At 64.6% G+C, this 22417-nt stretch carries 25 protein-coding genes; 7 read left to right on the top strand and 18 right to left on the bottom strand.

Annotated features, from left to right (window positions below; all coding sequences use genetic code 11):
• Positions 1–108: 108 nt before the first annotated feature.
• Positions 109–573, bottom strand: coding sequence for an ester cyclase (locus J2R80_RS43060; protein ID WP_076827536.1), 465 nt, complete (start codon positions 571–573; stop codon positions 109–111).
• 248 nt (positions 574–821) lie between these two features.
• Between J2R80_RS43060 and J2R80_RS43055 the strand changes: the two genes are divergently transcribed.
• Positions 822–1019: a hypothetical protein gene (locus J2R80_RS43055; RefSeq protein WP_076827533.1), complete on the top strand. Its 198-nt coding sequence runs from the start codon at positions 822–824 to the stop codon at positions 1017–1019.
• Between the two features lie 18 nt (positions 1020–1037).
• Here J2R80_RS43055 and J2R80_RS43050 read toward each other — a convergent pair whose 3' ends face one another.
• Both J2R80_RS43050 and J2R80_RS43045 read right to left on the bottom strand, forming a co-directional pair.
• Positions 1038–2237, bottom strand: coding sequence for a hypothetical protein (locus J2R80_RS43050; RefSeq protein WP_076827531.1), 1200 nt, complete (start codon positions 2235–2237; stop codon positions 1038–1040).
• A gap of 108 nt (positions 2238–2345) precedes the next feature.
• A complete protein-coding gene (locus J2R80_RS43045; RefSeq protein WP_057018090.1) occupies positions 2346–2822 on the bottom strand; it encodes a MarR family winged helix-turn-helix transcriptional regulator in 477 nt (158 codons plus the stop codon).
• A gap of 98 nt (positions 2823–2920) precedes the next feature.
• Between J2R80_RS43045 and J2R80_RS43040 the strand changes: the two genes are divergently transcribed.
• The gene (locus J2R80_RS43040; protein WP_076827529.1) at positions 2921–3289 is read left to right on the top strand and encodes an antibiotic biosynthesis monooxygenase; all 369 of its coding nucleotides are present in this window, start codon (positions 2921–2923) and stop codon (positions 3287–3289) included.
• A gap of 31 nt (positions 3290–3320) precedes the next feature.
• On the opposite strand, the gene J2R80_RS43035 is transcribed toward J2R80_RS43040, so the two are convergent.
• The 3 genes from J2R80_RS43035 to J2R80_RS43025 all read right to left on the bottom strand — a co-directional run bounded on the left by J2R80_RS43035 (position 3321) and on the right by J2R80_RS43025 (position 5820).
• A complete protein-coding gene (locus J2R80_RS43035) occupies positions 3321–3611 on the bottom strand; it encodes a hypothetical protein (RefSeq protein WP_076827527.1) in 291 nt (96 codons plus the stop codon).
• Positions 3612–3701: 90 nt separating this feature from the next.
• On the bottom strand, positions 3702–5348 hold the full coding sequence (gene groL / locus J2R80_RS43030; RefSeq protein ID WP_038388056.1) for a chaperonin GroEL: 1647 nt from the start codon (positions 5346–5348) through the stop codon (positions 3702–3704).
• A gap of 175 nt (positions 5349–5523) precedes the next feature.
• Positions 5524–5820 (bottom strand): co-chaperone GroES, encoded by a 297-nt coding sequence (locus J2R80_RS43025; RefSeq protein ID WP_018269780.1) that lies wholly within the window; start codon positions 5818–5820, stop codon positions 5524–5526.
• A gap of 318 nt (positions 5821–6138) precedes the next feature.
• Here J2R80_RS43025 and J2R80_RS43020 point away from each other — a divergent pair, with 318 nt between their 5' ends.
• Positions 6139–6657: a hypothetical protein gene (locus J2R80_RS43020; protein WP_026192247.1), complete on the top strand. Its 519-nt coding sequence runs from the start codon at positions 6139–6141 to the stop codon at positions 6655–6657.
• 230 nt (positions 6658–6887) lie between these two features.
• On the opposite strand, the gene J2R80_RS43015 is transcribed toward J2R80_RS43020, so the two are convergent.
• From J2R80_RS43015 to J2R80_RS43005, 3 genes are all read right to left on the bottom strand, one after another.
• The gene (locus J2R80_RS43015; RefSeq protein ID WP_141339615.1) at positions 6888–7166 is read right to left on the bottom strand and encodes a hypothetical protein; all 279 of its coding nucleotides are present in this window, start codon (positions 7164–7166) and stop codon (positions 6888–6890) included.
• 189 nt (positions 7167–7355) lie between these two features.
• Positions 7356–7835: a hypothetical protein gene (locus J2R80_RS43010; RefSeq protein WP_244558799.1), complete on the bottom strand. Its 480-nt coding sequence runs from the start codon at positions 7833–7835 to the stop codon at positions 7356–7358.
• A 215-nt stretch (positions 7836–8050) separates the two neighbouring features.
• A complete protein-coding gene (locus J2R80_RS43005; protein WP_141339601.1) occupies positions 8051–8236 on the bottom strand; it encodes a hypothetical protein in 186 nt (61 codons plus the stop codon).
• A 313-nt stretch (positions 8237–8549) separates the two neighbouring features.
• Between J2R80_RS43005 and J2R80_RS43000 the strand changes: the two genes are divergently transcribed.
• Positions 8550–8993 (top strand): hypothetical protein, encoded by a 444-nt coding sequence (locus J2R80_RS43000; RefSeq protein ID WP_083715002.1) that lies wholly within the window; start codon positions 8550–8552, stop codon positions 8991–8993.
• A 901-nt stretch (positions 8994–9894) separates the two neighbouring features.
• On the opposite strand, the gene J2R80_RS42995 is transcribed toward J2R80_RS43000, so the two are convergent.
• Positions 9895–10425, bottom strand: coding sequence for a potassium channel family protein (locus J2R80_RS42995; RefSeq protein WP_244558798.1), 531 nt, complete (start codon positions 10423–10425; stop codon positions 9895–9897).
• 50 nt (positions 10426–10475) lie between these two features.
• Positions 10476–11252 (bottom strand): protein phosphatase CheZ, encoded by a 777-nt coding sequence (locus J2R80_RS42990; RefSeq protein WP_076827745.1) that lies wholly within the window; start codon positions 11250–11252, stop codon positions 10476–10478.
• 310 nt (positions 11253–11562) lie between these two features.
• Between J2R80_RS42990 and J2R80_RS42985 the strand changes: the two genes are divergently transcribed.
• The gene (locus J2R80_RS42985) at positions 11563–12366 is read left to right on the top strand and encodes a L,D-transpeptidase (protein WP_076827521.1); all 804 of its coding nucleotides are present in this window, start codon (positions 11563–11565) and stop codon (positions 12364–12366) included.
• 196 nt (positions 12367–12562) lie between these two features.
• On the opposite strand, the gene J2R80_RS42980 is transcribed toward J2R80_RS42985, so the two are convergent.
• From J2R80_RS42980 to J2R80_RS42950, 7 genes are all read right to left on the bottom strand, one after another.
• On the bottom strand, positions 12563–13726 hold the full coding sequence (locus J2R80_RS42980) for an IS4 family transposase (protein ID WP_057015126.1): 1164 nt from the start codon (positions 13724–13726) through the stop codon (positions 12563–12565).
• 198 nt (positions 13727–13924) lie between these two features.
• A complete protein-coding gene (locus J2R80_RS42975) occupies positions 13925–14776 on the bottom strand; it encodes a DUF2076 domain-containing protein (RefSeq protein WP_076825594.1) in 852 nt (283 codons plus the stop codon).
• A gap of 129 nt (positions 14777–14905) precedes the next feature.
• On the bottom strand, positions 14906–15748 hold the full coding sequence (locus J2R80_RS42970) for a ChbG/HpnK family deacetylase (RefSeq protein WP_076825586.1): 843 nt from the start codon (positions 15746–15748) through the stop codon (positions 14906–14908).
• Entirely contained in the window at positions 15745–16791 is a 1047-nt protein-coding gene (locus J2R80_RS42965) for a glycosyltransferase family 2 protein (RefSeq protein WP_057016655.1), read from the bottom strand. The genes J2R80_RS42970 and J2R80_RS42965 overlap by 4 nt, the downstream gene beginning before the upstream one ends.
• A gap of 141 nt (positions 16792–16932) precedes the next feature.
• On the bottom strand, positions 16933–17910 hold the full coding sequence (gene hisG, locus J2R80_RS42960) for an ATP phosphoribosyltransferase (protein ID WP_076825584.1): 978 nt from the start codon (positions 17908–17910) through the stop codon (positions 16933–16935).
• Positions 17907–19073: an ATP phosphoribosyltransferase regulatory subunit gene (locus tag J2R80_RS42955; RefSeq protein WP_076825593.1), complete on the bottom strand. Its 1167-nt coding sequence runs from the start codon at positions 19071–19073 to the stop codon at positions 17907–17909. Before J2R80_RS42955 ends, hisG begins: the two co-directional genes overlap by 4 nt.
• A gap of 323 nt (positions 19074–19396) precedes the next feature.
• Positions 19397–20173, bottom strand: coding sequence for a 16S rRNA (uracil(1498)-N(3))-methyltransferase (locus J2R80_RS42950; protein WP_076825582.1), 777 nt, complete (start codon positions 20171–20173; stop codon positions 19397–19399).
• A 449-nt stretch (positions 20174–20622) separates the two neighbouring features.
• Between J2R80_RS42950 and J2R80_RS42945 the strand changes: the two genes are divergently transcribed.
• Together J2R80_RS42945 and ubiA are read left to right on the top strand one after the other, a co-directional pair.
• Entirely contained in the window at positions 20623–21357 is a 735-nt protein-coding gene (locus J2R80_RS42945) for a hypothetical protein (protein ID WP_057016652.1), read from the top strand.
• A gap of 10 nt (positions 21358–21367) precedes the next feature.
• Positions 21368–22300: a 4-hydroxybenzoate octaprenyltransferase gene (gene ubiA / locus J2R80_RS42940; protein ID WP_057016651.1), complete on the top strand. Its 933-nt coding sequence runs from the start codon at positions 21368–21370 to the stop codon at positions 22298–22300.
• The last annotated feature ends 117 nt before the right edge of the window (positions 22301–22417 follow it).

Raw genomic sequence — 22417 nt, 5'->3', positions numbered from 1 at the left:
CCTGCGCGTTAGAGAGCTTCGATTTCAATGAGCTGTTCGATTGCGTTACCCGAACGCACGAAACGTGCGTTCGGGTAGCCGTGATGCGATCGTCGATGAAGCCGCCGGTCAACCGGCGTAGCCGCTCTGTTCAGGCAAGCGAATGAGGCCAAGCTGGAACATGGCGGTCAGCGCATCTTCCTGGCCGAGCTCCTCGGCGATCCGTCCGTCCTGCACGCGCAGCACGGTGGTGCCGGCGAACGTCATCTTGCGGCCGGAGGCCGCGGGCAACGAGCCGAGCCGGAAGTCGCTGAACGCAGGCCCGGTGTGGGTGCCGCCGCCTTCCCAGCGGCCGACCACGAGGTCGCCTTCCGCGACGAGATCGCCGACGCCCCAGAAATTCAGATCCGGAAACGCCTCACGAAACTCGGTGATGAATTGCGTGACCGCGGCGCGGCCCTTCTTCGGCTCATGCATCGGGTAGTGCACGATAATGTCTGGCGTCGCGAGCTCTTCGATGATGCGCGGATTCCACGGGTTTCCCCAAAAGCCCTCGAACCAGCGGCCTACAACCTTCTTGTTTTCCTCCGACATCTCTTCGTCTCCATTTGCGTGTTGCCGGCATCGCGACCGGCGCGGTGTCGATGCGCGCATTAGGCATTTTGAGATGCGTGTCGGACCACCCGATTTCAGATCGGGCGAGCGATCGAGTTTCAAACGAGATTCCGCTGTGTCGATATGGCGCTTAGCACGGCTTCTCGAGCGTCGTCGCGGAATCGGGAAGCGGGTGGCTCGCGAAAGACGAATGCGAGAATCTGATTGCGATCACGCAGGAGAACATCATGCGCAACTTCGATGCGATCGCCGCGCTGCGCGGCGACGGACTTCGTCCCGAGCTGCGGGCGCTGCTCGATCGCGCTGCGATCGAGCCTCGTTCCGAATTGTTCGTCAGAAGCGACGGGATGCTTCAGTCCGGTCCGGACGCCACCCCGAAGGCGGTGCGCGACAACGTCGTGCCGCTGAAGACGAAGGCGGCTTAACTCACGACAGCGGCGGCCTTACCGCCACACCGACTTGTCGGCGTCCCAGCGCTGGCCCTTGAACTCCTTGAGCAGCGCGTCGATCGCGCCGTTGTCGTCCCTGGTCTCGCTGCCTTCCTCGTCGCTGCTGGAATCGTCGGACAGATTGAGCTTGGCGCCGGCGCTGTCGTCCGATGTCGAAACGGTGGGGCTCGAGACCCACAGCATCAGCCGGTCAGAGCTTCCGGGCTTGTCGGGTGAGACCAGGGCAGTGATCTCGTAATTCTGGGTGAGGCCGAGTGCCGGGTAAATCGCGCTGGGCCGCTTCAGCACCAGCTTGAGCTTGCCGGTGTTCGCGTTCCACGTCGCCGAGGCGGGCTTTGCGGCAAGCGTCTTCGCCAGCACGCCCGCGATCGCGGTTGCCAGCTTGTCATGGTTGAGTTTGTCGCCCTCGCGCCAATCGGCGGCAGCAAAGCGGATGGTGCGGTCCATCTCGACCACCCCGCTGGTCCAGCCGGCCGCGGTCACGCCGGGCGCGGATTTCGCCTTGGCGAGCAGCGCGCCGGCGTGCTCGGGATCGACGGTGAGGTTGATGGTCTGCTCGCCGGAGCGCATCGCATCGCAGGTCACCGCAAGGCTGGAGGTGCCGATCTCGACGGCCTCGCCTTTCAGGCTCTTGAGGAAATCCGCCGCCGCATCGAGCTTCACCCGCACACCGATCGATTCCGGCGAAACGTCGGTGAAATCCTTCGGCTGCGGCGTGATGCCGTCCTCGGTGGCCTGGTTGTCCTGGAATTCCTTCTCGCTGAGATCGGAATTGTCCGTCGAGGCGACCTCGGTCACGGTCTGGCCGATCGTGATCTGGCCGCGGAACTCAAAACCGTCGCCGGTTTGCTTGCGGTTCAGCTTGATGGTGACCGGCTGCTTGTCGGCGACGCTCTGGGCGGTGCCGGAAAGCGTCTGGCCGCTGACGGTCAGGTTGGCGACGAAGCGGTCCTTGCGGTCGGAGCTCTTGTCGGCGGGATAGCAGACGTCGAGCACGGCCGCGGTCACGGTCTTGCCCTGGCGGGTTTCCTTCAGCACGACGTCGGCATTGCCGTCCATCAGGCCGTCGATCGAGGTGAAATAGCGCGTCTCGGGGCCATTGGCGGGAGCCGCCTTCGATTGCAGCTTCATCTGGGCGAGGGCAGGCGCCGAGGTGACGGCAAGACCGAGCAGCAGGAGCGGGAGCGCGCGCATACGATAAGTCCTCGAAGGGCAGAATCGGTTCCGTCGTAACTAGCAAACCTCCATGTCATTGGCCAAAAAAGAAGGCCGCCTAACGGCGGCCGCGCGCCGCGATCGCGGTCATGTGCGTTCGTCAGGTTCCTCGCCGCCCTCCAGTCGGCCGCGCAGCACCGTCACGACCCGGCTCACGGTTTCGAGGTCCTTCATCGACAGCCCGTCGGCGAGGCCGTTCACCCAAGGCAGCTGCAGGCGCATGGCCGCGTCGAAGCTTTGCCGCCCCTTGGCGGTCAGCACGACGAGCTGGGCGCGGCGGTGATGCGGGTTGGTTTCGAAGGCGACGAGCCCGTCCCGTTCGAGGTCGTTGACGATCCGCTGCACGTTCTGTCGGGCAGCGCCGAGGTCGCGCGCCAGCCATGCGACCGGTTGCGGGCGCTCTGTGGCGACGATGGCGCCGAGGATCTGCCAGCGCGCGCTGGTCAGCCCGAGCCCGGCCACCAGCCGGTCGCCTGATGTGAACAGCAGGCTGTTGAGCCTGAACAGGTCGGGAATCAGGGTGCTCAGGGCTTCACCCGCCGGCGTTCGTTTTGCATTCGGCATTTGTCACCATATAAACGTATTGACACCATGATGTCAATTTCTGTATGTATCCATCAGTCCGGAATGACATCATAACACCATATCGAACGGAGCCAACCATGCCGCAGATGCGCCCCCTGGACCCCGCTTTCCCGATCGACCGCCAGCTCGCGGTCGATGCCAGCAACGTCGTGCTCGTCAACCTCTTCACGCTCGATGCGGCCGACGAGGACACGTTTCTCAAGGCCTGGCAGGACGACGCCGCCATCATGAAGCGGCAGCCGGGCTTCATCTCGACCCAGCTGCACCGCGCGCTCGGCGAGAGCCCGGCCTATCTGAACTACGCGGTCTGGGAATCGACCGCCGCCTTCCGCGCCGCCTTCATGAACCCCGAGTTCAGGGCCAAGCTCTCGGCCTATCCGGCCTCGGCGGTAGCCTCGCCGCACCTGTTCCAGAAGGTGGCGGTGCCGGACATCTGCGTGGCGTAACGGACTGTCAGGCCGTCGCGTCAAGGATCGCTCAGCTGTGCACGAGGATGCCAACCCCAAGCGTGGAAGCAGCGGCCAGAAACGAGATGTCCAGAAATCGCAACGGCGCTTTTGGACGATGACCGGCAGAACCCGAAATGACGTAATAGACGCCATAACCCACGCCGAGGACGACAAACGTCAGCGTTTGCCTGAGCCAGAACGTCAAGACGACCGCAAGATCATCGAGGCTGTCCAGGGCATAGGCGCCGAGCGCAAGCAGTGCGCCGATCGCGTAGAACAGCACGAGCGTTGACGTCAGTGATTTGGCGTCGCGGGACATCAGATGATCCTTGCATCCCGATCGTAATCAAACTGCAAAAAAGAAGGCCGCCCGGAGGCGGCCTTCGATCTCGATAGGGATGGGGGAGGCTTAGAAGCCGCCCATGCCGCCCATTCCACCCATGCCGCCGCCGCCCGGCATTGCCGGCGCCGCGTCCTTTGGCAGTTCGGCGACCATGGCTTCGGTGGTCACGAGCAGACCGGCCACGGAGGAGGCGTCCTGCAAGGCGGTGCGCACCACCTTGGCGGGGTCGATGATGCCCTTGTCGACCATGTCGACATAGTCCTCGGTCTGGGCGTCGAAGCCGAAGGTCTCCGACTTGTTCTCGAGGATCTTGCCGACCACGATCGAGCCCTCGACACCGGCGTTCTCCGAGATCTGGCGGACCGGAGCTTCGAGCGCCTTGAGCACGATGTTGATGCCGGCCTGGACGTCGGCATTCGGGTTGGTGAGCCGGCCGACCGCCTTCTTGGCGCGCAGCAGCGCGACGCCGCCGCCCGGCACGATGCCTTCCTGCACCGCGGCGCGGGTCGCGTTCAGCGCGTCCTCGACACGGTCCTTCTTCTCCTTGACCTCGACCTCGGTCGCACCGCCGACCTTGATCACCGCAACGCCGCCGGCGAGCTTGGCGAGGCGCTCCTGCAGCTTCTCACGGTCGTAGTCCGAGGTGGTCTCCTCGATCTGCGCCTTGATCTGGCCAACGCGGGCGTCGATGTCCTTCTTCTTGCCGGCGCCCTTGACGATCGTGGTGTTCTCCTTGTCGATCACGATCTTGCCGGCGCGGCCGAGCATGTTGATCGTGACGCTCTCGAGCTTCATGCCGAGGTCGTCGGAGATCAGCTGACCGCCGGTCAGGATCGCGATGTCCTCCAGCATCGCCTTGCGGCGATCGCCGAAGCCCGGCGCCTTGACGGCGGCGACCTTGAGCCCGCCGCGCAGGCGGTTGACGACCAGGGTCGCCAGCGCCTCGCCCTCGACGTCCTCGGCGAGGATCAAGAGCGGACGGCCCGACTGCACCACGGCTTCCAGCACCGGCAGCATGGACTGCAGGCCGGACAGCTTCTTCTCGTGCAGCAGGATGTAGGCATCCTCGAGCTCGGCGGTCATCTTCTCGGCGTTGGTGATGAAGTAGGGGCTGAGGTAGCCGCGGTCGAACTTCATGCCCTCGACGATATCGACCTCGGTCTCGAGCGACTTGTTCTCCTCGACGGTGATCACGCCCTCGTTGCCGACCTTCTGCATCGCCTGCGCGATCATCTTGCCGATCGCGGCATCGCCATTGGCCGAGATGGTGCCGACCTGGGCGACTTCGGACGAGGAGGCGACCGGCTTGGCGCGCTTCTCGATGTCCTTGATCACGGCCGCGACCGCGGTGTCGATACCGCGCTTGAGGTCCATCGGGTTCATGCCGGCGGCGACCGACTTGGCGCCCTCGCGGACGATGGCCTGCGCCAGCACGGTCGCGGTGGTGGTGCCGTCACCGGCGGTATCGTTGGTCTTGGAAGCGACCTCGCGCAGCATCTGCGCGCCCATGTTCTCGAACTTGTCGTCGAGCTCGATCTCCTTGGCGACGGTGACGCCGTCCTTGGTGATGCGGGGAGCGCCGAAGCTCTTCTCGATGACGACGTTGCGGCCCTTCGGGCCGAGCGTCACCTTCACAGCGTTGGCGAGCACGTCGACACCGCGCAGCATGCGGTCGCGGGCCTCTCCGGCGAATTTTACGTCCTTGGCAGCCATTGGTTTGAACTCCTGTCAGTTTTGAGAGACGCGCTTGCCGTTTCCGCGCTCGTCATCGCCGGGCTTGACCCGGCGATCCATCGCCTTGGTAAGAACTCTTCGGAAGCGTGATGGATGCCCGGATCAAGTCCGGGCATGACGATGCGAGTGGTGCGGTCGCGCGGTTGAATGGCGATCAGGCCAGCACGCCCATGATGTCGGACTCCTTCATGATCAGGAGCTCCTGGTTGTCGAGCTTGACCTCGGTGCCCGACCATTTGCCGAACAGCACGCGGTCGCCGACCTTGAGGTCGATCGGGATCAGCTTGCCGGCCTCGTCGCGGCCACCCGGGCCGACGGCGACGATCTCGCCCTGGGACGGCTTCTCCTTCGCCGAGTCCGGAATGATGATGCCGCCCTTGGATTTCTCCTCGGCATCGATACGCTTGACCACGACGCGGTCGTGCAGGGGGCGGAAGGTGGATTTAGCCATGACGTTCCCTCTTGGAGGCTCGGTTTCAGGTCCGGTTCATCGGGACCGGCGTTGGATGCCGGCCCGGTCGGCGCTGGGCAGGACGCCCGACGCTCTTAGCAATCGTGGTGCGAGAGTGCTAATTGTGGGCCGGGAAATATGGCCTGGCGCAGTTTCTGTCAAGCAAACGGGTTAAGGCCTTGGTGAGGCCAATATAGGATGGTGGACCAGAAACCAAATCGTAGCGATGACGTAATTTTGTCAGACGTCATTGCTCCGTCTTAAGTTTTACGCTTGGCTGCAGGACGGGTGCGGCCGGGACATAGTCGGGGGATGCATATGATCAGGTCATTCAACGCGCGATTGGTCGCACGGTTCGCGGCTGTTTCGGCGCTGACGACACTCTTGGGGGCGTGCGGCAGCATGAGCCTGCCGTCGTTGTCGTCGAACCCTGAGCCGGCGCCAGCCGAGCCGGGGGTCGCCCCCGAAATGCCCGCGAGCATCCGCGCCGACGAGATCGTCGGCCGCTGGGGTCTCGCCTCGTTCCAGAATCCCGCCGATCGCGCCCGCACCGAGGCCGCCGCGCGCGGCCAGTGCAAGCAGCCTTACGTGATCGGCGCCGGCCAGAACGGCGGCGTCATCATGCATCTGGCCGACCAGGCCACCCCGCAGGAACTGCGGCTGAAGGGTTCCCCGAGTGGCAAGAACTATATCGGCCCGCCTGGACCGACGCCCGGCGAGCAGGACCGCGAGATCGTCTCGTTCGACGGCCGCGTCATGATCACCCGCTTCGTCGACAAGGACGCCGGGGTCCGCTACGGCAACATGGTCTATGTCCGCTGCGCGCCAAGGGCGTAACGGCGGGACTTCGAGCGATCTGCCGACATAGCGCCGCATAGTCGGCGCACCTCTCCCCCTGTGGGAGAGGTCGGATTGCATCGTCAGATGCAATCCGGGTGAGGGGTCTCCCTCCGCGAGTGACCCTTTCGAGATTTGAGTAGGCGGCGACAACCCTCATCCGGCGCGGATTGCATCCGCGCCACCTTCTCCCACAAGGGGAGAAGGGAAGGAGACCCGCAAACACGGCCTTATCGCCGCACGCCAACCCGATTGACGCCGCCATTCAAATTGCCGCCCGCATTGTGGCGGACCGCAGCGCGCGCCACCGGACGAGGCCTGAGCACAACGCCTGCCCGTGCCACGCAGCCTGCCGGATAACCGACATACGTGCAGTAAATCACGGCGTTGGCCGGTGCTGGACTGAGAGCGGCGCCTGCAAACCCCAACATCAGGCTCGCCGCTATTCCCGCAACCGTCACTGACTTGGTTGGAAAAATGTTCGTCCGACGCATGGTGATCCTCCTCATCGCACGTGAACTGAAGGTGATGGAGCCCGCTTCAGATGCGGCCCAAGGTATCGTCAGTGGCAAAAGGGGGAGGCGATGTTGACGTAGATCAACGCCGCGCGCGACCCGTCGCCGCGTGGGATTGATCTGCTTCATCGTGAAAGAGGGCGGCTCAGGGAGCCGCCCTCTTGCGCTGCCGTTGCGCCGGCTTCACTGACAGACGTACATGCGGCCGTCAGCCATCTTGGTCATCGTGCCGGGCTCGCAGCCGATACCATTGGCTGCCTTGTACTCCGTCCATCCGGCATATCCGTAATACGGACTGATCCTCTGGTAGGCTCGTGCCGGATAGTAGGGCTGGCCAAAGTAGGGATCCGTCTGGGCGGCATACGAATTGGTCCAATCGTTTGTGCCCCAGCCGGAATAGGCCGGCGCGGTAGCGGCGGCCGCAGCGACCGCTGCCGTAGCGGCGACACCCGCGCCCACCCCGTACCCGTACGCGGCGCGCCGGGTCTGACGACGCGCGACGCCGGCGACGCTCACGGGCGTCAGCGGCCGGCCCACACGCGCCTGGGCACTTTCGACCGACGCCGAAAGACCGCCCCGCTCGGACCAGGTGATGGAGAACAGTGTCGCACAAGCGATAGTCGAAAGCGCAATTGCAGTATTTCGGACAATTCTTTGCGTCATGTTCAATCTCCAGTGTTGAGTACTCCAGTGGCTCCGCCCCAATCAGTGATCCGGTAGCAAGGCGCACGCCATCAGCGCGATTGAAAGAAGCCCGGCGCTCATCGTCGCACCTTCAAAGACGACCTCGCGCTGTGCTTACCGGCGGTTGGCTGTCCTCACCACAAGCTCAAACGCTCGCTTCCACCACGCGCCGCTTGTTGCACTTGCGGCGATTGCTATTGCGATACGAACTGCTTGCCAATTTTTAATAGGAGGCTCTGCACGTTGGTCACACGCAGCGAGCCGGCCGCGAATGTATGATCCGGCGCTGGACCAAAATGCGAATCCTCGCGCTGGGCGACCGGAATGATTCCGGAAGTCCCATGCAACCGGCACCCAATGTTGGCTCCCGGCATACGCATGACAATTTCCCTCACGCAGTAATATGCACCCGCGACAACAAACCTGCCAGCGGATTTGCAACCGTCGACGCTGGCACAAGATGCATGTTGTCGAGACGGAGGATCGGACTGATTCATCCTTGTCGCGATACTGTTGATCTATGTCAAAGGTCCTGAAGTTCTTGAATGGGACGCTGGTGTCGACCACGCGCACGTCAATGCGGTCTCGTCGGCCGGTAGCCGCCTGACGCGGTGCTGAGCCATGCTTCAGCGCAGATGCGTGCCCTTGGGCAAAGAAGCCTGGCGATGTGCACAATGGCGGATGGAGCGATCCATGCCAGTGGCGCGGTATTTCCTGTATATCGGCGGAGTGCTGCTCGCGCTGCTATTCCTTCTGGATGCCACCATCCCCAATTCTCCACTGGCAAAGCAGCCTGACTCGAGTCGTCCGACCATTCGCATCCGTTCGATGGAAAAGCTGCCCGACCTTGTCGTTTACGACACCAGTCTCCCGACTATCGTTCCTGAACAGGTCGCGGAAATTCCTGCTCCAGCCGCGGCCGAAACTGTCGGGCCTTCCCCGATCGTTCGCGAGCGGGAAGCGTTTGCCCAGATGCAGAAATCCGAAATCGAGCGGCCAAAATCGTCGGGCCGCAAGGCGAGGGAAGCCAAGCCGCCTCGGAAGTATGCCCATGCCAGGAGATACGCGCCGTCACCTTATGCGCATTTTGCGGAGCGACGTCCGCGATATGGGTGGTTCGGCAACTTCATCTGGTGATCAGGTAGCATATGCCTGCGGTGAGGGGACGCATGCCTGCGAGCCTTGACGCAAGTCAAGGCCGGGCCTTTCCATCGCTATGGAGTGGAGCTGTGGTGCCTCAAAGGATTAAATGGAGGAACACAATGATCCGCTTGTTTGCTGTCTTTATCTTCGCTTTGTGTGTTGGAGCACCTGCGCAAGCCATGACACCCGCGCCGCTCCCCCAGACGGAAACAATGGCAATACCGGTGGCCGTCGGCTGCGGTCCGGGCCGGACGCGTATCAATGGTGTATGCGTAGCAAGGACGACCGTCCGTCAAACTCGCCGAGCCGTTCGCAGATGCGTGCGCTGGCAGGGAGGGGTCTGCGCCTTGTATGAATGAACGACTCTACTGGCGTTCAGGTCGCGACTGGGCGCCAGTACTGTAGTGCATCCGGTCGAATGCCGCTTCTAAATCATCCATGACAATCAGCGGCGACAATCCGTCGGGCCTGCCGTGCCTTACTGAGCTTCGAGCAACAGGACGGTCAACAGCAGGATCGGCCAGAGCGCGCTCGCAGCCAGAGTGATGCGGAGCACCACGTCACCGCTCGACGGTTCGACCCATCGACGCCTGAGCTGACGAGGCAATTTGCTCGATTGAAATGCGCGTTGTGGTTGGCGAGCCGATCCGACTTTTGCAGCGCCGATGGGAGGTGCCGCGGCTCGATGTCGCAGCAAGCTCTTCTCGTCATAGAGGACGTGATTTGACGGGTTCGGTTTTAAGCACCCGGGTGCCATGAACGATCCCTTCCATCGGGCACCTAATCTACGTCGGAAAACTTGAAGGCGATAGGGCGGTTTGTGCCAAGGGAGCGAGGCTCGGTCGCCCGAAGCCCGAAGTAGCGCGAGCCGGGTTCGCAGCGTGAAATACAAGCCTTATGAGCCCTGGCCTCTCAGTTCGAGCGTAACGAGCCTCGCCAGCAGCGTGGCCGGGTAAAGCTGGCCGATCACGCTCTCGACATTGCACAGGCTGCGCGCTAGCGGGTGCACAGGGATGATGTCCCCGTAGCCGGTAGAAGTGAGCGTGACGAAGCTGAGATAATAGACCGAGTTCGCAGGGGCTGAGTCATCCTCGAAATTCATTCCCTTGAATGCGTCCGGAAACCACAACCCGAGGAAGACGAATAGCGTCCCGAAGCCGAGCCCGATCAGCAGATACAGCAGGGCCGCGCCGATGATCCGATGATAGGTGACGCGACCGCGCCGGAATACGGCGTGCGCAACCACCGCTCCGAGCGCGAGCGAGATGGCGAGCCAGCCGGCAGCCAGTATGGCGATGTTGTATGGCGACGGAGGATAAAGAATGCTGCGATTGGTAAGTCGCCTTGACCGATCCGACGCGTTGCGACCATCGGCTTGCGCGGAGGGCGAGGCGGCGATCCTCGCGGGAGTTGCACGATCGCTCAAACAAAACGCCGGCCCGAGGGCCGGCGTTTTTCGTGTTGATCTGACGAACCTCAGTTGAACATCGCGTCGATGTCGTCCTGCGAGGCGTGGCCGGCGTCGCCGTCGAGCTTCGGACCGTTGAGCAGGCGGGCATCGCCCTCGCGGGTGTCGACGATCGCCGGGACGTGCGACTTGATGGCGTCGACGCCGCCCCAGATGTTCATCATCTCGTTGATGTGCTGTTCGATGAACTTCATCGTCTGCATCACCTTGCTGATGCGCTGGCCGGTGAGGTCCTGGAAGTTGCAGGCCTCGAAGATCGAGACCACACGCTCCTGAATATCTTCGCTGAGCCGCTTCTGCTGGTCGGGCGTGACGTTGTTGGCGAGCGCGGACGCGGCCTGGTCGATCGCCTCCACCGCCTCGAGGATCTGCTGGGTGGCCTGTTCGGTGCCGCCGACCACGGCGCCGAGCTCGCCATTGACCTTGGCCATCTCCTCGCCGTTGAAGCTCTTGCCGTGCAGCACGGCGATCTCGCGCTTGGTGCGGCTGATCGCGTCGTGAATCAGGTCGAGCTCGACCTTGAGCTTCTCGCACTGTTCGACCTGCGCACGGTAGGTCTCGAGCAGCGCGTGGGTCTCGGCGACTTCGCGGGCGACCGCCGCATCGACGCTGTCGCCGGTGCGCTGTGCCGGGGCTGCGGCCATCTGGGCGCGGATCGAGCGAAGCTCGGCCATGATCTCGCGATGCATCGGACCGAGATCGGCGCCGCCCGTAACATCCGGCTCCGGCATCACAACCTCGCCCATCGCCTGCTCGACACGAAAACGCTTGCGCTTCACTGACATGATTTTCATTCCCGCCCCTTCACTGAAGTCCGTTCTAGACAGAGCGGATTTAACGTCAGGTTCACGCCGGAACTGTTTGCGCGGATAGCGCGCAAGCGCGGCGATACCGGCGATTAACCATGCTGCCGCGCCGTTCACGCAAAATAAACGCTGTCGGGGAAAACCGCGCTCCATTGCCGATGTGGTGAATCGAAACGGCCGATCCGTTTACCAAACCGATGCGGTTTTCATTGCTTATTGACCACGTGCAACGGCGCAAAGTCGGCGCCGCGCGCATCACGTCACGACGAAACCAGTACAGAGTACGTCGATGTTCAGGAAAACCACGCTTGCGCTGCTCGCCGGCGCTTCTTCTCTTATTGCCGTTCCCCATCACGCCATGGCGATCGACGCGGCAGCGCCCGCCGGGCCCGCCGTCATCTATGCCAATCAGGGCGCTCCGCAGCCGCCGATGCGCACCGCCTATGTGCAGCCGCAGCGCTCCAACATGGGCGGCGGCTTCATCGAATTCCTGTTCGGCGATGCGCCGTCGTCGCAGGGTTATTCGCCACAGCCGTATCAGCAGCAGCCTGGCTATTATGGCAACCGTCAGCTGCCGCCGATGGATCCGCAGCAGCAGATGCTCCGGCAGCAGGAAGAGGCCGCGGGCGATCCGGCGCAGCGTCCGTTCGATCCGAGATACGAGAAGCAACTGGTCGACTATAGCGGCAAGGAAAGCGCCGGCACCATCGTCGTCGATACGCCGAACAAGTTTCTCTATCTGGTGCAGGGCGACGGCCGCGCGCTGCGCTACGGCATCGGCGTCGGCCGGCCCGGCTTCACCTGGGCCGGCGTCAAGACGATCTCGGCGAAGAAGGAGTGGCCGGCCTGGACGCCGCCGCCGGAAATGCTGGCGCGCCGTCCCGATCTGCCGCGGCACATGGAGGGCGGCCCGGAAAATCCGCTCGGCGCCCGCGCGATGTATCTCGGCTCCTCGCTCTACCGCATCCACGGCTCCAACGAGCCCTGGACGATCGGCACCAACGTCTCGTCCGGCTGCATCCGGATGCGCAACGAGGACGTCATCGACCTCTACGGCCGCGTCAATGTCGGGGCCAGGGTCGTTGTGATGTGAAGTTGTAGCCCGGATGGAGCGAAGCGAAATCCGGGACAGCGAGCCGCACGATGCGTCAACCTCCCCTTGAAAAGGGGAGGTCGCTTTGCTCAACAGAGCAAAGCGGGTGGGGATCATCTCTCTCCACGAGCAGCGGCGTTTGTGGCTGACCCCCATCCCGACCTTCCCCCTTTCAGGCAGGGGTGTCCGGGGAAATTCAGGCATAGCGGAGCTCCATCTGGTCAGGTGAGATGGTTGATTTCCGACGGCTGGGGTTGATGGGCGGAGGTTTGTCGATGGCAGCGAGGGATCGACGCGTGAGCAGGAGCTGGCCGACGAGTTCGGCGAACCTGAGCGGGAGCATTTTGATGCAGTTGGTGTGAGCGGCGATGCGCAGCAGCAGGTAGGCAATCATCGCAGCGAGCACCTGAAGGCGGATCGCGTTGTCGTTGGCGCCGAGGAACTTGCGAATATCGAGATGCTGCTTGATCCAGCGGAACAGCAGCTCGATTTGCCATCGGCTCTTGTAGAGGGCGGCGATCTCGACGGCGCTACGGGCAAGGTCGTTGGTCAGGAGTGTGATCTTGCCGCCTTTCTCGCGTCTGATCTTGATGCGGCGGAGCGGGATTGGAAGGCGCGAATCGCCCTTGCTGGTGAGCTTCACCTCGTCATCGGCAAGGATTTCGAAGCCATCCCCGTTACGCTTGCGGATGGCGCGATGCCTGAGCGAGCGAAGACGGATGCTCGTCTTCGCCCGGGTAACGAAGAAAGCCTTGCTATCATTGATCTTCTGCCACCAGTCGAAACGGCAATAGCCCTTGTCAAACACATAGGTGGTGGCGGGCTGGATTGGGGTCTGTCGGCCGATCTCGATGTCATTGACGTTCGCGGCCGTCATCTCGACGCAGGTCGGGACATCGCTCCTTGGGTCGTAGACGACATGCAGCTTCATGCCGCGGATGCGGCCGTTCCACGTCGCCCAACTGCAGACCTTGCCGAGCGGGATCGGACTGGCGTCGATCAGACGCACCATCTCCATGCCTTCACTCCGCAGCTGGCGACGCGCCATCGCCGACAGCGCCGCAAAGGTTTGCGCGAAAATGCCGATCGGACGGCGGGCATTGGCATCGGACAACGTCGAGCGCGACAGCTTGCCGGTTCCCAAGTGATAGTGATGCTGCGAATTGGCGTTGAAGCCAGTCACCACCCCGCGCAGACTGCTGTTGCCGCTAAGCTGGGCATAGATCAGCGCCACCAGATGATCCCAGCTCCTGAACGACTTGTCGTAGGCATCCCCGTCCAGACGATCCACAACCGTCTGAAACTGCCGTCGATTGATCGGTTCAAGCAGCCTTCCAAAAATGCTACCGCGATATCGCATGCTCGGCCCTCTGTGTCTCGACAACCAGAAAAGACCGATTTGCCTCGGTCCTGCCGAGCATGCACCGCGACACAGTGAATCATTCCCCGGACACCCCTGCCTTTCAGGGGGAAGGAGAACAGCTTCCGCCCAGGCTACGACTGATCAAATGAAAACGGCCGCTCGATGGAGCGGCCGTTTGTGTTTCAGGTGAGACGCTTACGCGTAATTGCTGTCGTCGCCGTCGCCGCCGCCGTCGAAGCCGTCGTCATCATTGTCGAAGTCGTCGGCGTCTTGATCATCGTCACTGTCCCGGTCGGCCTGCGCTTGGTCGAACGCGCCGGCGCGCGAGCCGCTGTCGCGGTTGGAGCCGATGTCGTTGACCCCGGCGTCGCGCGCGAGGTCGCTCGACGACTGGTCGCCGCCCCAGGGACGCGAACCGCCGCCGAGGCCGGCGGCATCGGCCATCGACTGGTGGCTGCCGCCACCCATCATGCCGCGGATGCTGGAGAGCAACAGTCCGCCGCCGACCACGCCGGCCGCGGCCGCCGCCGCCGTGCCGAGGAACGAGCCGCCACCGCCACCCGGCGCGCCGCCGAGTGCCGGCGGCTGCGGGCCGCCATAGCCCTGGCCGTAGGGTTGCGCGGGCTGGCCGTAAGGCTGGCCATAGCCGCCGCCGGCCTGCTGCATCGCCTGGCCCGAGTTCCAGACCGGGCGGCTGCCCGGATCGCGGCCGCCCATGTCGGGTGCCCGCACCGGCGGCACCGAACCATGCTGCTGGCCCTGTCCGCCGAAGATCGCATCGCGCATCGAATCGAGGAAACCGCCGCCCTGCTGCTGGGCTGTCTGCTGCTGGCCGACCGCGGCCTCGAGTTCCTGAATCCGGTCATGGGCGCGCTTCAGCGCCTCGTCCTGCACCAGCGCGGTCTGCACCAGCGCGTAGACCGCATTCGGCGCGCTGCGCAGGCCCTGCATGATCGCGGACATGGCCTCGCCGTCGCGCGGGGCATTCTCCAGCTTGGCGAGCCGGTCGAAGAGATCGTCGATCAGTTGGCGTTCTTGCGGTGTCATGGCGTTCTCCATCGCGTCGATCGAATCGGCGCGTCCGAGATGTAGGACGGGGTTTGTGGCGCAAGGAGTGGGGGCCAGAATTAAATTTATGTATGCGACAATACGACCGGCGGATTCCTATGAGCCTTGTCAGGCCAGTGTAACTTTATTCAGGGCCAGCAGCGCGGGGAAATCGTCGCCTGCGAGATAGGCACGCTCGATCTCGCGCTGCGTCGTCAGCGGGTCGAGGCTCTTCAGCGTTTCGTCGACGAAACCGGGATGGCACATCACGAGTCCGTCCTCGGGCATGCCGTCGAGGAAGCCCTGCATCAGCGCCGCGAAATCATTGCCGCGCGTAAAATCATAGGCGCCGGCGAAGGCCGGATTGAACCGCAGGCCTGCTCGCTGCGCCTTGATCCGGAACTGCGTGCTGAGCACGTTCAGCACCAGCGCTTTCGGCGCCGCCAGCTGGCGCGCCAGCGGGCCTTCGCGGCCGCACTGCCGCACCCAGGCGCCCGGCGCGCGCTCCTTCACGGCGCGCAGGAAGCCGTCGCGCACCTGCGGGAACAGCTGCGCGTGCTGGTGACCGTCGACGAAGTCGGGTGCGCGGCCGAACAGATCATGGAAGGCGTCGAGCTGCGCCAGCACCTCGGCATGGACCAGTTCGGCGTCGAGCCGATGCATCAGCCCGGCGCGCAGCAGCCGCGGGAAGGGCAGGAACATGTCGCTGTCGAGCGGGCGGAAATGCATCGTCAGCGGCCGGAACGGCGCGGTCAGCGTCACATGCAGCCCGATCGCGCAGCGCGGGCTGTTCGCCACCGACGCCGTGAGTGCGCTGGCCGCATCGCGGCCGATCGCCGGCGTCACCGTCATCACCGACGTCGCATTGAGGCGGCCGCGCTCGATCAGGTCGCGGATCGCGCGGTTGACGCCGTCGCTCAAGCCATAATCGTCAGCACACAGCCAGATCCGGCGCGGCGTATCGGTGTTCATTCCGCGGCGGTCCGCTCGGAGGCATTTTGCGCCGCGCCGCCGTCGGCGTGCTTCTCGGTGTGCTCGGCGACGAAGTAGATCGGCCGCGCCTTCAACTCGGAGAGGATCTTGCCGATATATTCGCCGACGATGCCGATCATGATCAGCTGCACGCCGCCGATCGTCATCATGCCGATCATCAGCGACGGATAGCCGGGGACCTGCTTGCCGGTGGTCAGCACTTCCCACAGGATCGAGAGGCCGAACAGGAACGCTACGCCGGCGAGCAGCGCGCCGAGCAGGCTGGCGAAGCGCAGCGGCGCCACCGAGAACGAGGTCAGGCCCTCGATCGACAGGCCGATCAGCCGGCCGGCATTGAAGGTGGTGACGCCATGCGCGCGCGGCGCCGGCTCGTAGTCGACGCGGATCTGCCGGAAGCCGATCCAGCTGGCGAGGCCCTTGAAGAAGCGGTTGCGCTCCGGCAATTGCCGCAGCGCCGCGGCCGCGCGCGGCGACAGCAGACGGAAGTCGCCGGCATCCTCCGGGATCTGCTGCCGGGCGCCCCAGTTGATCAGCGCGTAGAAGCCGCGCACGGCCAGCCGCCGCGCGGCCGATTCATTGTCGCGATGCGCCTTCGCCGTATAGACCACGTCGTAGCCGTCATCGATCCAGTGCGCGACCAGTTGCTCCACCAGCGTCGGCGGATGCTGGCCGTCGCCATCCATGAACAGCACCGCGCCGCGGCGGGCGTGGTCGAGGCCGGCCATCAGCGCCGCCTCCTTGCCGAAATTGCGCGACAGCGACACCACCTGCAGGTCGAGCCCGTCGGCGGGCAGGCCGCGCGCGATCATCAGCGTGTTGTCCGCGCTGCCGTCATCGACATAGATCACCTCGCAGGCGAGGCCATAGCGGGCGCGCAGCGTCCTGGCGAGGTTGATCAGCCGCTCATGCAACGCAGCAAGCCCGGCCGCCTCGTTGTAGACGGGCACGACGATCGACAGACCCTGCCCGGCGGCGGTCTTGGCGGTCGTGGTCAGGCTGGAAACGTCAGAGCCCAGCATCATCGGTCAGGTTCCAGAACTAGAGCGTTTTCGAGCGAAATGACCTTCCGCCTCGCACGAAGAAACCGCGTCAAAACGAGAGATCCCTCGAACACAATATGGTACCGCAGGGTAGCTGTCGCCAACATGAACGGCGTGGCCGCCTCATTGTCGCAGGAACGCCTCGAGCCTGGCGAACAGCGGGTTCTCGCGGTCGAACACATAGTCCAGCGACACCACCGACACGGTTTCGGCGCCGTGCTCGCGCAGGAAGCTGCCGAGCGCGTAGAGCTTGCCCGGTGGGCAGTGCAGCGTAAGCATGCCCGACGAGGTCGGGCCGCCGAACGGGGCGACCACGCCGAAACGGTTATGCGCCTCGGAGAGCAGCGCATCGTTGCAGCCGGCGAAGCGGGTGCGGACCTCGCGATACTTGCTGGCGCGGGCGCGCGCAGCGATATGGTCGAGGATCACGCGCGCGGTCTCGCGGGCGCCCTTCGACCAGTCGGCATCCTTGGACGCCACCAGATTGGCCTGGCTGCGCAGCATGACGCCGTCGTCGAGCACCTTGAGCCCGTTGGCGGCAAGCGTCGCCCCGGTTGTCGTGATATCGACGATCAGTTCGGCGGTTCCGGCGGCGGGCGCGCCCTCGGTGGCGCCGGCGCTTTCGACGATGCGGTAGTCGCCGACGCCGTGTTTGGCAAAGAAGCCGCGCGTCAGATTGATGTATTTGGTCGCCACCCGCATGCGGTGATTGTGCTGCTCGCGGAAGCCGCTTGCGACGTCGTCGAGATCGGCCATGGTGCGGACGTCGATCCAGGCCTGCGGCACCGCGACCACGACATTGGCAAAGCCGAAGCCGAGGCCTTCGATCATCAGCACGCGCTTGTCGGCATCGGGAATGCTCTCGCGCACCAGGTCCTCGCCGGTGACACCGAGATGCACTGAGCCGCGAGCCAGATTGGCCGCGATCTCGCTCGCCGAGAGATAGGCGATCTCGACATTGTCGACGCCGGAGATGGTGCCGCGATAGTCGCGGGCGCCGCCGGCCTTCGACAAGGTCAGCCCGGCGCGGGCGAAGAAGCTTTCGGCGTTTTCCTGCAGCCGCCCCTTGGAGGGCACGGCGACGACGAAGGGCGTGCTCATTGGGCGGCTCCGAAGGAGGTGGCCTGGCCATGCCGGGTCATCGCCTCGATCCAGACCGAGAAGCCGACCGCGGGGATCGGAGCCGCCGAGCCGAGCTGCGTCATCAGCCCGTCATAGCGCCCGCCGGCGACCAGCGGTTCGGCGCCGTTGCCCTTGGCGTGCAGCTCGAACTCGAAGCCGGTGTAATAGTCGAGGCCGCGGCCGAACGCGGTGGAGAACCGGGTCTTTCGGATGTCGATGCCGCGCGCGGCCATGAAGCCGATCCGGCTCTCGAGCTGGTCGATCGCGACTGCAAGGTTCAGCTTGGCGTCGCCAGCCAGCGCGCGCAATTGCGCGACCGCGTCGTCGGGATCGCCCGCAATCGCCAGGAAGCGCTTGATGGTCGCGACCGCATCGCGCGGCAGTGCGCCGCCCTTCAGCGTCGATTGCTCGAGGAAACGGTCGGCGATCTCGGCCACCGTGCGGCCGCCGACATTGGTGGTGCCGGCGATCGACATCAGATCGGTGACCAGCGCCAGCGCCGCCTTGCGGTCGGAGCCGGCCAGCGCGGCGAGCACGCCCTCATATTCGTTGCGGCCCGGCGCGGTCTTGAGCGTCAGCTGCTCGATGTCGTCGGTCAGCGAGACCTTGCGGTTGAAGTCCTTGATCAGCCGGCGCCGCCACACCGGATAGAGGTCGAGCGCATCGATCAGCGCGTTGAACAGCGCGACGTCGCCGGTGCGGATCTCGACGTCCTTCAACCCGAACGCCGTGGTCGCCTCCAGCGCCAGCGCCAGCATCTCGGCGTCGGCCGCGGCGCGGTCCTGCCGCCCGAACGATTCGATGCCGGCCTGCAGGAACTGGCTCGGCGCACCGCCGCGATAGCGGAACACGGGGCCGAGATAGCTGAAGCCGGCCGGCTGGCCGGCGCGGGCGGAGGCGAGGTAGTCGCGCGCCACCGGGATCGTGAGGTCCGGGCGCAGGCAGAGCTCCTCGCCGCTCGGGTCCGTCGTCAGGTACAGGCTCTTGCGGATGTCCTCGCCGGAGAGATCGAGGAACGGCTCGGCCGGCTGCAGGATCGCGGGCTCGGACCTCTGATAGCCGGCCTGCGCGAACGAGGCCAGCAGCGCATCCGCCCAGACGGCGGATCCGGCGGCGGATCGTGGTGCGGCAGCTTCGGTCATCTCGACGTCCAATAGGTCCGGACCAGGTTCCGGCGCGGGTTCCAAGGGTGGTTCGGGGCAGCCCTTACCATGGCCGGATCGGGGTTTCGACAGCGATCGGCCAAGTGGCTTAATGATTGCGTGCGTTAACGATTTTGCGACGGCTTGGCTAGGGGCAGATGTTTGTCCTCGGCTTTCATCGGGTAAGCGAGCTGCAGGTTCCGTCATCCCGGCGCAAAGGCTTCGCCTTTGTCGCTGGAGGCGCGAGCGCAGCGAGCCTCGAAGGATCGACGGCCACCAGCCGGGCCGTGCATCCTTCGAGGCTCGCCGAAGAGGCTCGCACCTCAGGTTGACGGGGAGGGAGTGTGTGGCCCATTTCCTCGCCAGTCCCCCAGTGCCGCCTGTACCAGCGCCAGCGCGGCGACCGCGGCGGTGTCGGCGCGCAGGATGCGCGGGCCGAGGGCGAGGCGGAGGATGGCGGGCTGGCGCAGCAGCAGCGCGCGCTCCTCCTCGGCAAAGCCGCCTTCCGGACCGATCAGGACATCGATCCCGGCATTCGCAGCCGTTGCCGCCGCCAGCGCCTGCACCGGGCTTTCGACCTCGGCCGCCTCGTCGCAGAACACCAGCAGCCGCGCCGGATCGCGGCCCGCCAGGAAACGTTCGAGGGGCAGGGGATCGGCGACTTCGGCGAGCGAGATGATCCCGCATTGCTCGGCGGCCTCGACCGCATTGGCGCGCATCCGCTCGCCGTTGACCCGCGACACCTGGGTGAAGCGTGTCAGCACCGGCACCAGCCGCGCGGCGCCCATCTCGACCGCCTTCTGCACCATGTAGTCGAGCCGCGCATGCTTCAGCGGCGCGAACACATAGGTGACGTCGGGCAGCCGGTCCTGCGCGCGGGTCTGTGCCGCGACCGTCAGCATGTCGGCCCGCTTGCGGCCGGAAATCTCGGCGCGCCATTCGCCGTCACGCCCGTTGAACACCAGCACGCTGTCGCCGGCGCCGAGCCGTAGCACGTTGCCGAGATAGTTGCTCTGATCGCGTTCGAGCGGAACGGTTGCGCCGGCGCCGAGCGGGGCGTCGACAAACAGGCGGGGGCTGCGGAAATCGAGTTCAGGCATATCCGAGGCGGCTTCAGTGCGGTGTGGCCAGTTTACCAAACTGCGCGACACCGTAATCCCGCGGACTCCTCAGGAACTCGCCAGCCAGGCAATATTGAGCGTCGATATATTGCTTCTGTCACCAAGTCATTTCTTTAGTCCAAGGGGCCGCTTGCACGCGGTCCCTTTTGCTGTTCGGTCGCCCGCGGCGTCGGCCCATGAATCCAAACCGGGGCCTTACCGAAAATCCTGTTCAGGCAAATTTGATGGTCCATTTTACCGCCGTTCGTAGCCTAAAGGCTTAGAATCGGGGAACAATTTAATATGGCCGGTGTGGCCCTACGCCGCGCTGTCGCCCAAATCCACGGGTTGTTAAGGCCTCACAGGAATCGTAAAACGCCCCCAAAATTCGTTGCTTCGTTTTTGTTGCGCTGGGGTTGCCTGGACCTTTTGCCGGAGAAACACCCTCGATGATCCGCCGTCTGATCGTGCTGACCGTTGCTGCGACCGCCCTGTCCGCGGGGCAAGCTGCTGCCCAGAGCGCTTTTCCGGCCCCGTTGCCCAATCAGGCCGGTAAGGCCGGCACCGCGTCCGACCCCGCGTTTCCGCCGGTCAATGGCATGCGTCCAAGCCAGGCCGGAACCGCCTCGGATTCCGCATTCCCGCCGGTCAACGGCGCGCCGGCGGCCAGGGTCGGTGCCACGCCGTCGGCATTTCCGAGCAGTGGCGCGGCCCCCATCGCCGGCGGCGGGCTGTCGTCGCCGCCCCCGCCGGGTGCGGGTGGTGGTGGTGCCGCCGACGCCTGCATGAAGAATTTCACGCCGCTGCGCGAGGATGCGGAGAAGCGCGGCAAGGCGATCAAGGCGGCGAGCGATCGCCACGCCAGCCCCCAGGAGGCCTGCAAGCTGATCGGCAATTACAGCCAGGCCGAGATCAAGATGATTAAATATGTCGACACCAACGCACAGAAGTGCGGAATTCCGCCGCAGATCGCCGACCAGCTCAAGGCCGGACACAAGAATACCGAAGCGCTGCTGAAGAAGGTCTGCAATGTCGCGGAGCAGGCGGCGGCGCAGCCGCGTGGGCCAGCGGGGCCGAGCTTGAGCGACGTACTCGGTTCGTCCGCCTCGCTGCCGGAAGCGACGCCGACCAAGAAGGGCGGCAGCACCTTCGATACGCTGAACGGCAACGTCCTCACCCGTTGAGGGATCACCCATGAGCGATGTCTCCACCCGCGTTGCCGACTCCACAGGCAACTGGGTGGATACCCATGCGCCGGTCTGGACGCGGCCCTATCTGCGGCTTGCGCGCTACGACCGGCCGATCGGCTCCTGGCTGCTGTTGATGCCGTGTTGGTGGTCGGCGGCGCTCGCCGCCGGCGTCGCGCATGATGTGCGTTCGCTGCCGCTCGTGGTCCTGCTGTTCTTCATCGGCGCCTTTGTGATGCGCGGTGCCGGCTGCACCTGGAACGACATCACCGATCGCGATCTCGACGCCAAGGTCGAACGCACGCGGTCGCGGCCGATCCCGGCCGGGCAGGTCACGGTGACGCAGGCGGTGGTCTTCATGGTCCTGCAGGCGCTGATCGGGCTTCTCGTGCTGCTGCAGTTCAACCGCTTCGCGGTGATGACCGGCATCGCCTCGCTTCTGATCGTCGCGATCTACCCGTTCATGAAGCGGATCACCTGGTGGCCGCAGGTCGTGCTCGGCCTTGCCTTCTCCTATGGCGCGCTGATGGGATTTGCGGTGACGCTCGAGCGCATCGATCTGGCCGCGATTGCGCTCTACGCCGGATCGATCGCCTGGGTGATCGCCTACGACACCATCTACGCCCATCAGGACGCCGAGGATGATGCGCTGATCGGCGTCAAATCCACCGCGCGCCTGTTCGGTGCACGCACCCATCGTGCGCTCGTGATCTTCTATGGTCTCGCCGTGCTCTTGATCGGCGTGGCGTTCGCACTCGCAGGGGCGCGCTGGCCGGCCTGGATCGGGCTGGCGGCGTTTGCGTTGCATCTCGCCTGGCAGGTCCGGCGGCTCGACATCAGCGATGGCGCGCTCTGCCTGCGCATCTTCAAGTCCAACCGCGACGCCGGCTTGATCCTGTTCGCGAGCCTCGTCGTCGACGCGGTGCTGCGCGCGGCGTGATGACTTCGCAGGATGGGCGGAGCGAAGCGTACAAACCCATGATTCGGCGGCCGCGCCACAAACTCGCCGTCGTCCCGGCGAAGGCCGGGACCCATAACCACCAATGCTTCTTGTTGT

The sequence above is a fragment of the Bradyrhizobium sp. USDA 4541 genome (assembly GCF_024171085.1).
Classification (GTDB): Bacteria; Pseudomonadota; Alphaproteobacteria; order Rhizobiales; family Xanthobacteraceae; genus Bradyrhizobium; species Bradyrhizobium australafricanum.
The sequence above is the reverse complement of the archived record's forward strand: the minus strand, read 5'-3'. Positions and strand labels throughout refer to the sequence as shown.

Bases quoted from the DNA above. Each gene is read 5' to 3' on its own strand.
- J2R80_RS42945 (WP_057016652.1), top strand. From the start codon at position 20,623: ATGATCCGCCGTCTGATCGTGCTGACCGTTGCTGCGACCGCCCTGTCC.
- J2R80_RS43015 (WP_141339615.1), bottom strand. From the start codon at position 7,166: ATGAGGAGGATCACCATGCGTCGGACGAACATTTTTCCAACCAAGTCA.
- J2R80_RS43035 (WP_076827527.1), bottom strand. From the start codon at position 3,611: ATGTCCCGCGACGCCAAATCACTGACGTCAACGCTCGTGCTGTTCTAC.
- J2R80_RS43000 (WP_083715002.1), top strand. From the start codon at position 8,550: ATGCCAGTGGCGCGGTATTTCCTGTATATCGGCGGAGTGCTGCTCGCG.
- J2R80_RS43005 (WP_141339601.1), bottom strand. From the start codon at position 8,236: ATGCGTATGCCGGGAGCCAACATTGGGTGCCGGTTGCATGGGACTTCC.
- J2R80_RS43040 (WP_076827529.1), top strand. From the start codon at position 2,921: ATGCCGCAGATGCGCCCCCTGGACCCCGCTTTCCCGATCGACCGCCAG.
- ubiA (WP_057016651.1), top strand. From the start codon at position 21,368: ATGAGCGATGTCTCCACCCGCGTTGCCGACTCCACAGGCAACTGGGTG.
- J2R80_RS42990 (WP_076827745.1), bottom strand. From the start codon at position 11,252: ATGTCAGTGAAGCGCAAGCGTTTTCGTGTCGAGCAGGCGATGGGCGAG.
- J2R80_RS43020 (WP_026192247.1), top strand. From the start codon at position 6,139: ATGATCAGGTCATTCAACGCGCGATTGGTCGCACGGTTCGCGGCTGTT.
- J2R80_RS43060 (WP_076827536.1), bottom strand. From the start codon at position 573: ATGTCGGAGGAAAACAAGAAGGTTGTAGGCCGCTGGTTCGAGGGCTTT.
- J2R80_RS42980 (WP_057015126.1), bottom strand. From the start codon at position 13,726: ATGCGATATCGCGGTAGCATTTTTGGAAGGCTGCTTGAACCGATCAAT.
- groL (WP_038388056.1), bottom strand. From the start codon at position 5,348: ATGGCTGCCAAGGACGTAAAATTCGCCGGAGAGGCCCGCGACCGCATG.
- J2R80_RS43025 (WP_018269780.1), bottom strand. From the start codon at position 5,820: ATGGCTAAATCCACCTTCCGCCCCCTGCACGACCGCGTCGTGGTCAAG.
- J2R80_RS42950 (WP_076825582.1), bottom strand. From the start codon at position 20,173: ATGCCTGAACTCGATTTCCGCAGCCCCCGCCTGTTTGTCGACGCCCCG.
- J2R80_RS42965 (WP_057016655.1), bottom strand. From the start codon at position 16,791: ATGATGCTGGGCTCTGACGTTTCCAGCCTGACCACGACCGCCAAGACC.
- J2R80_RS43045 (WP_057018090.1), bottom strand. From the start codon at position 2,822: ATGCCGAATGCAAAACGAACGCCGGCGGGTGAAGCCCTGAGCACCCTG.
- hisG (WP_076825584.1), bottom strand. From the start codon at position 17,910: ATGAGCACGCCCTTCGTCGTCGCCGTGCCCTCCAAGGGGCGGCTGCAG.
- J2R80_RS42985 (WP_076827521.1), top strand. From the start codon at position 11,563: ATGTTCAGGAAAACCACGCTTGCGCTGCTCGCCGGCGCTTCTTCTCTT.
- J2R80_RS43010 (WP_244558799.1), bottom strand. From the start codon at position 7,835: ATGACGCAAAGAATTGTCCGAAATACTGCAATTGCGCTTTCGACTATC.
- J2R80_RS42975 (WP_076825594.1), bottom strand. From the start codon at position 14,776: ATGACACCGCAAGAACGCCAACTGATCGACGATCTCTTCGACCGGCTC.
- J2R80_RS43055 (WP_076827533.1), top strand. From the start codon at position 822: ATGCGCAACTTCGATGCGATCGCCGCGCTGCGCGGCGACGGACTTCGT.
- J2R80_RS42955 (WP_076825593.1), bottom strand. From the start codon at position 19,073: ATGACCGAAGCTGCCGCACCACGATCCGCCGCCGGATCCGCCGTCTGG.
- J2R80_RS42970 (WP_076825586.1), bottom strand. From the start codon at position 15,748: ATGAACACCGATACGCCGCGCCGGATCTGGCTGTGTGCTGACGATTAT.
- J2R80_RS43050 (WP_076827531.1), bottom strand. From the start codon at position 2,237: ATGCGCGCGCTCCCGCTCCTGCTGCTCGGTCTTGCCGTCACCTCGGCG.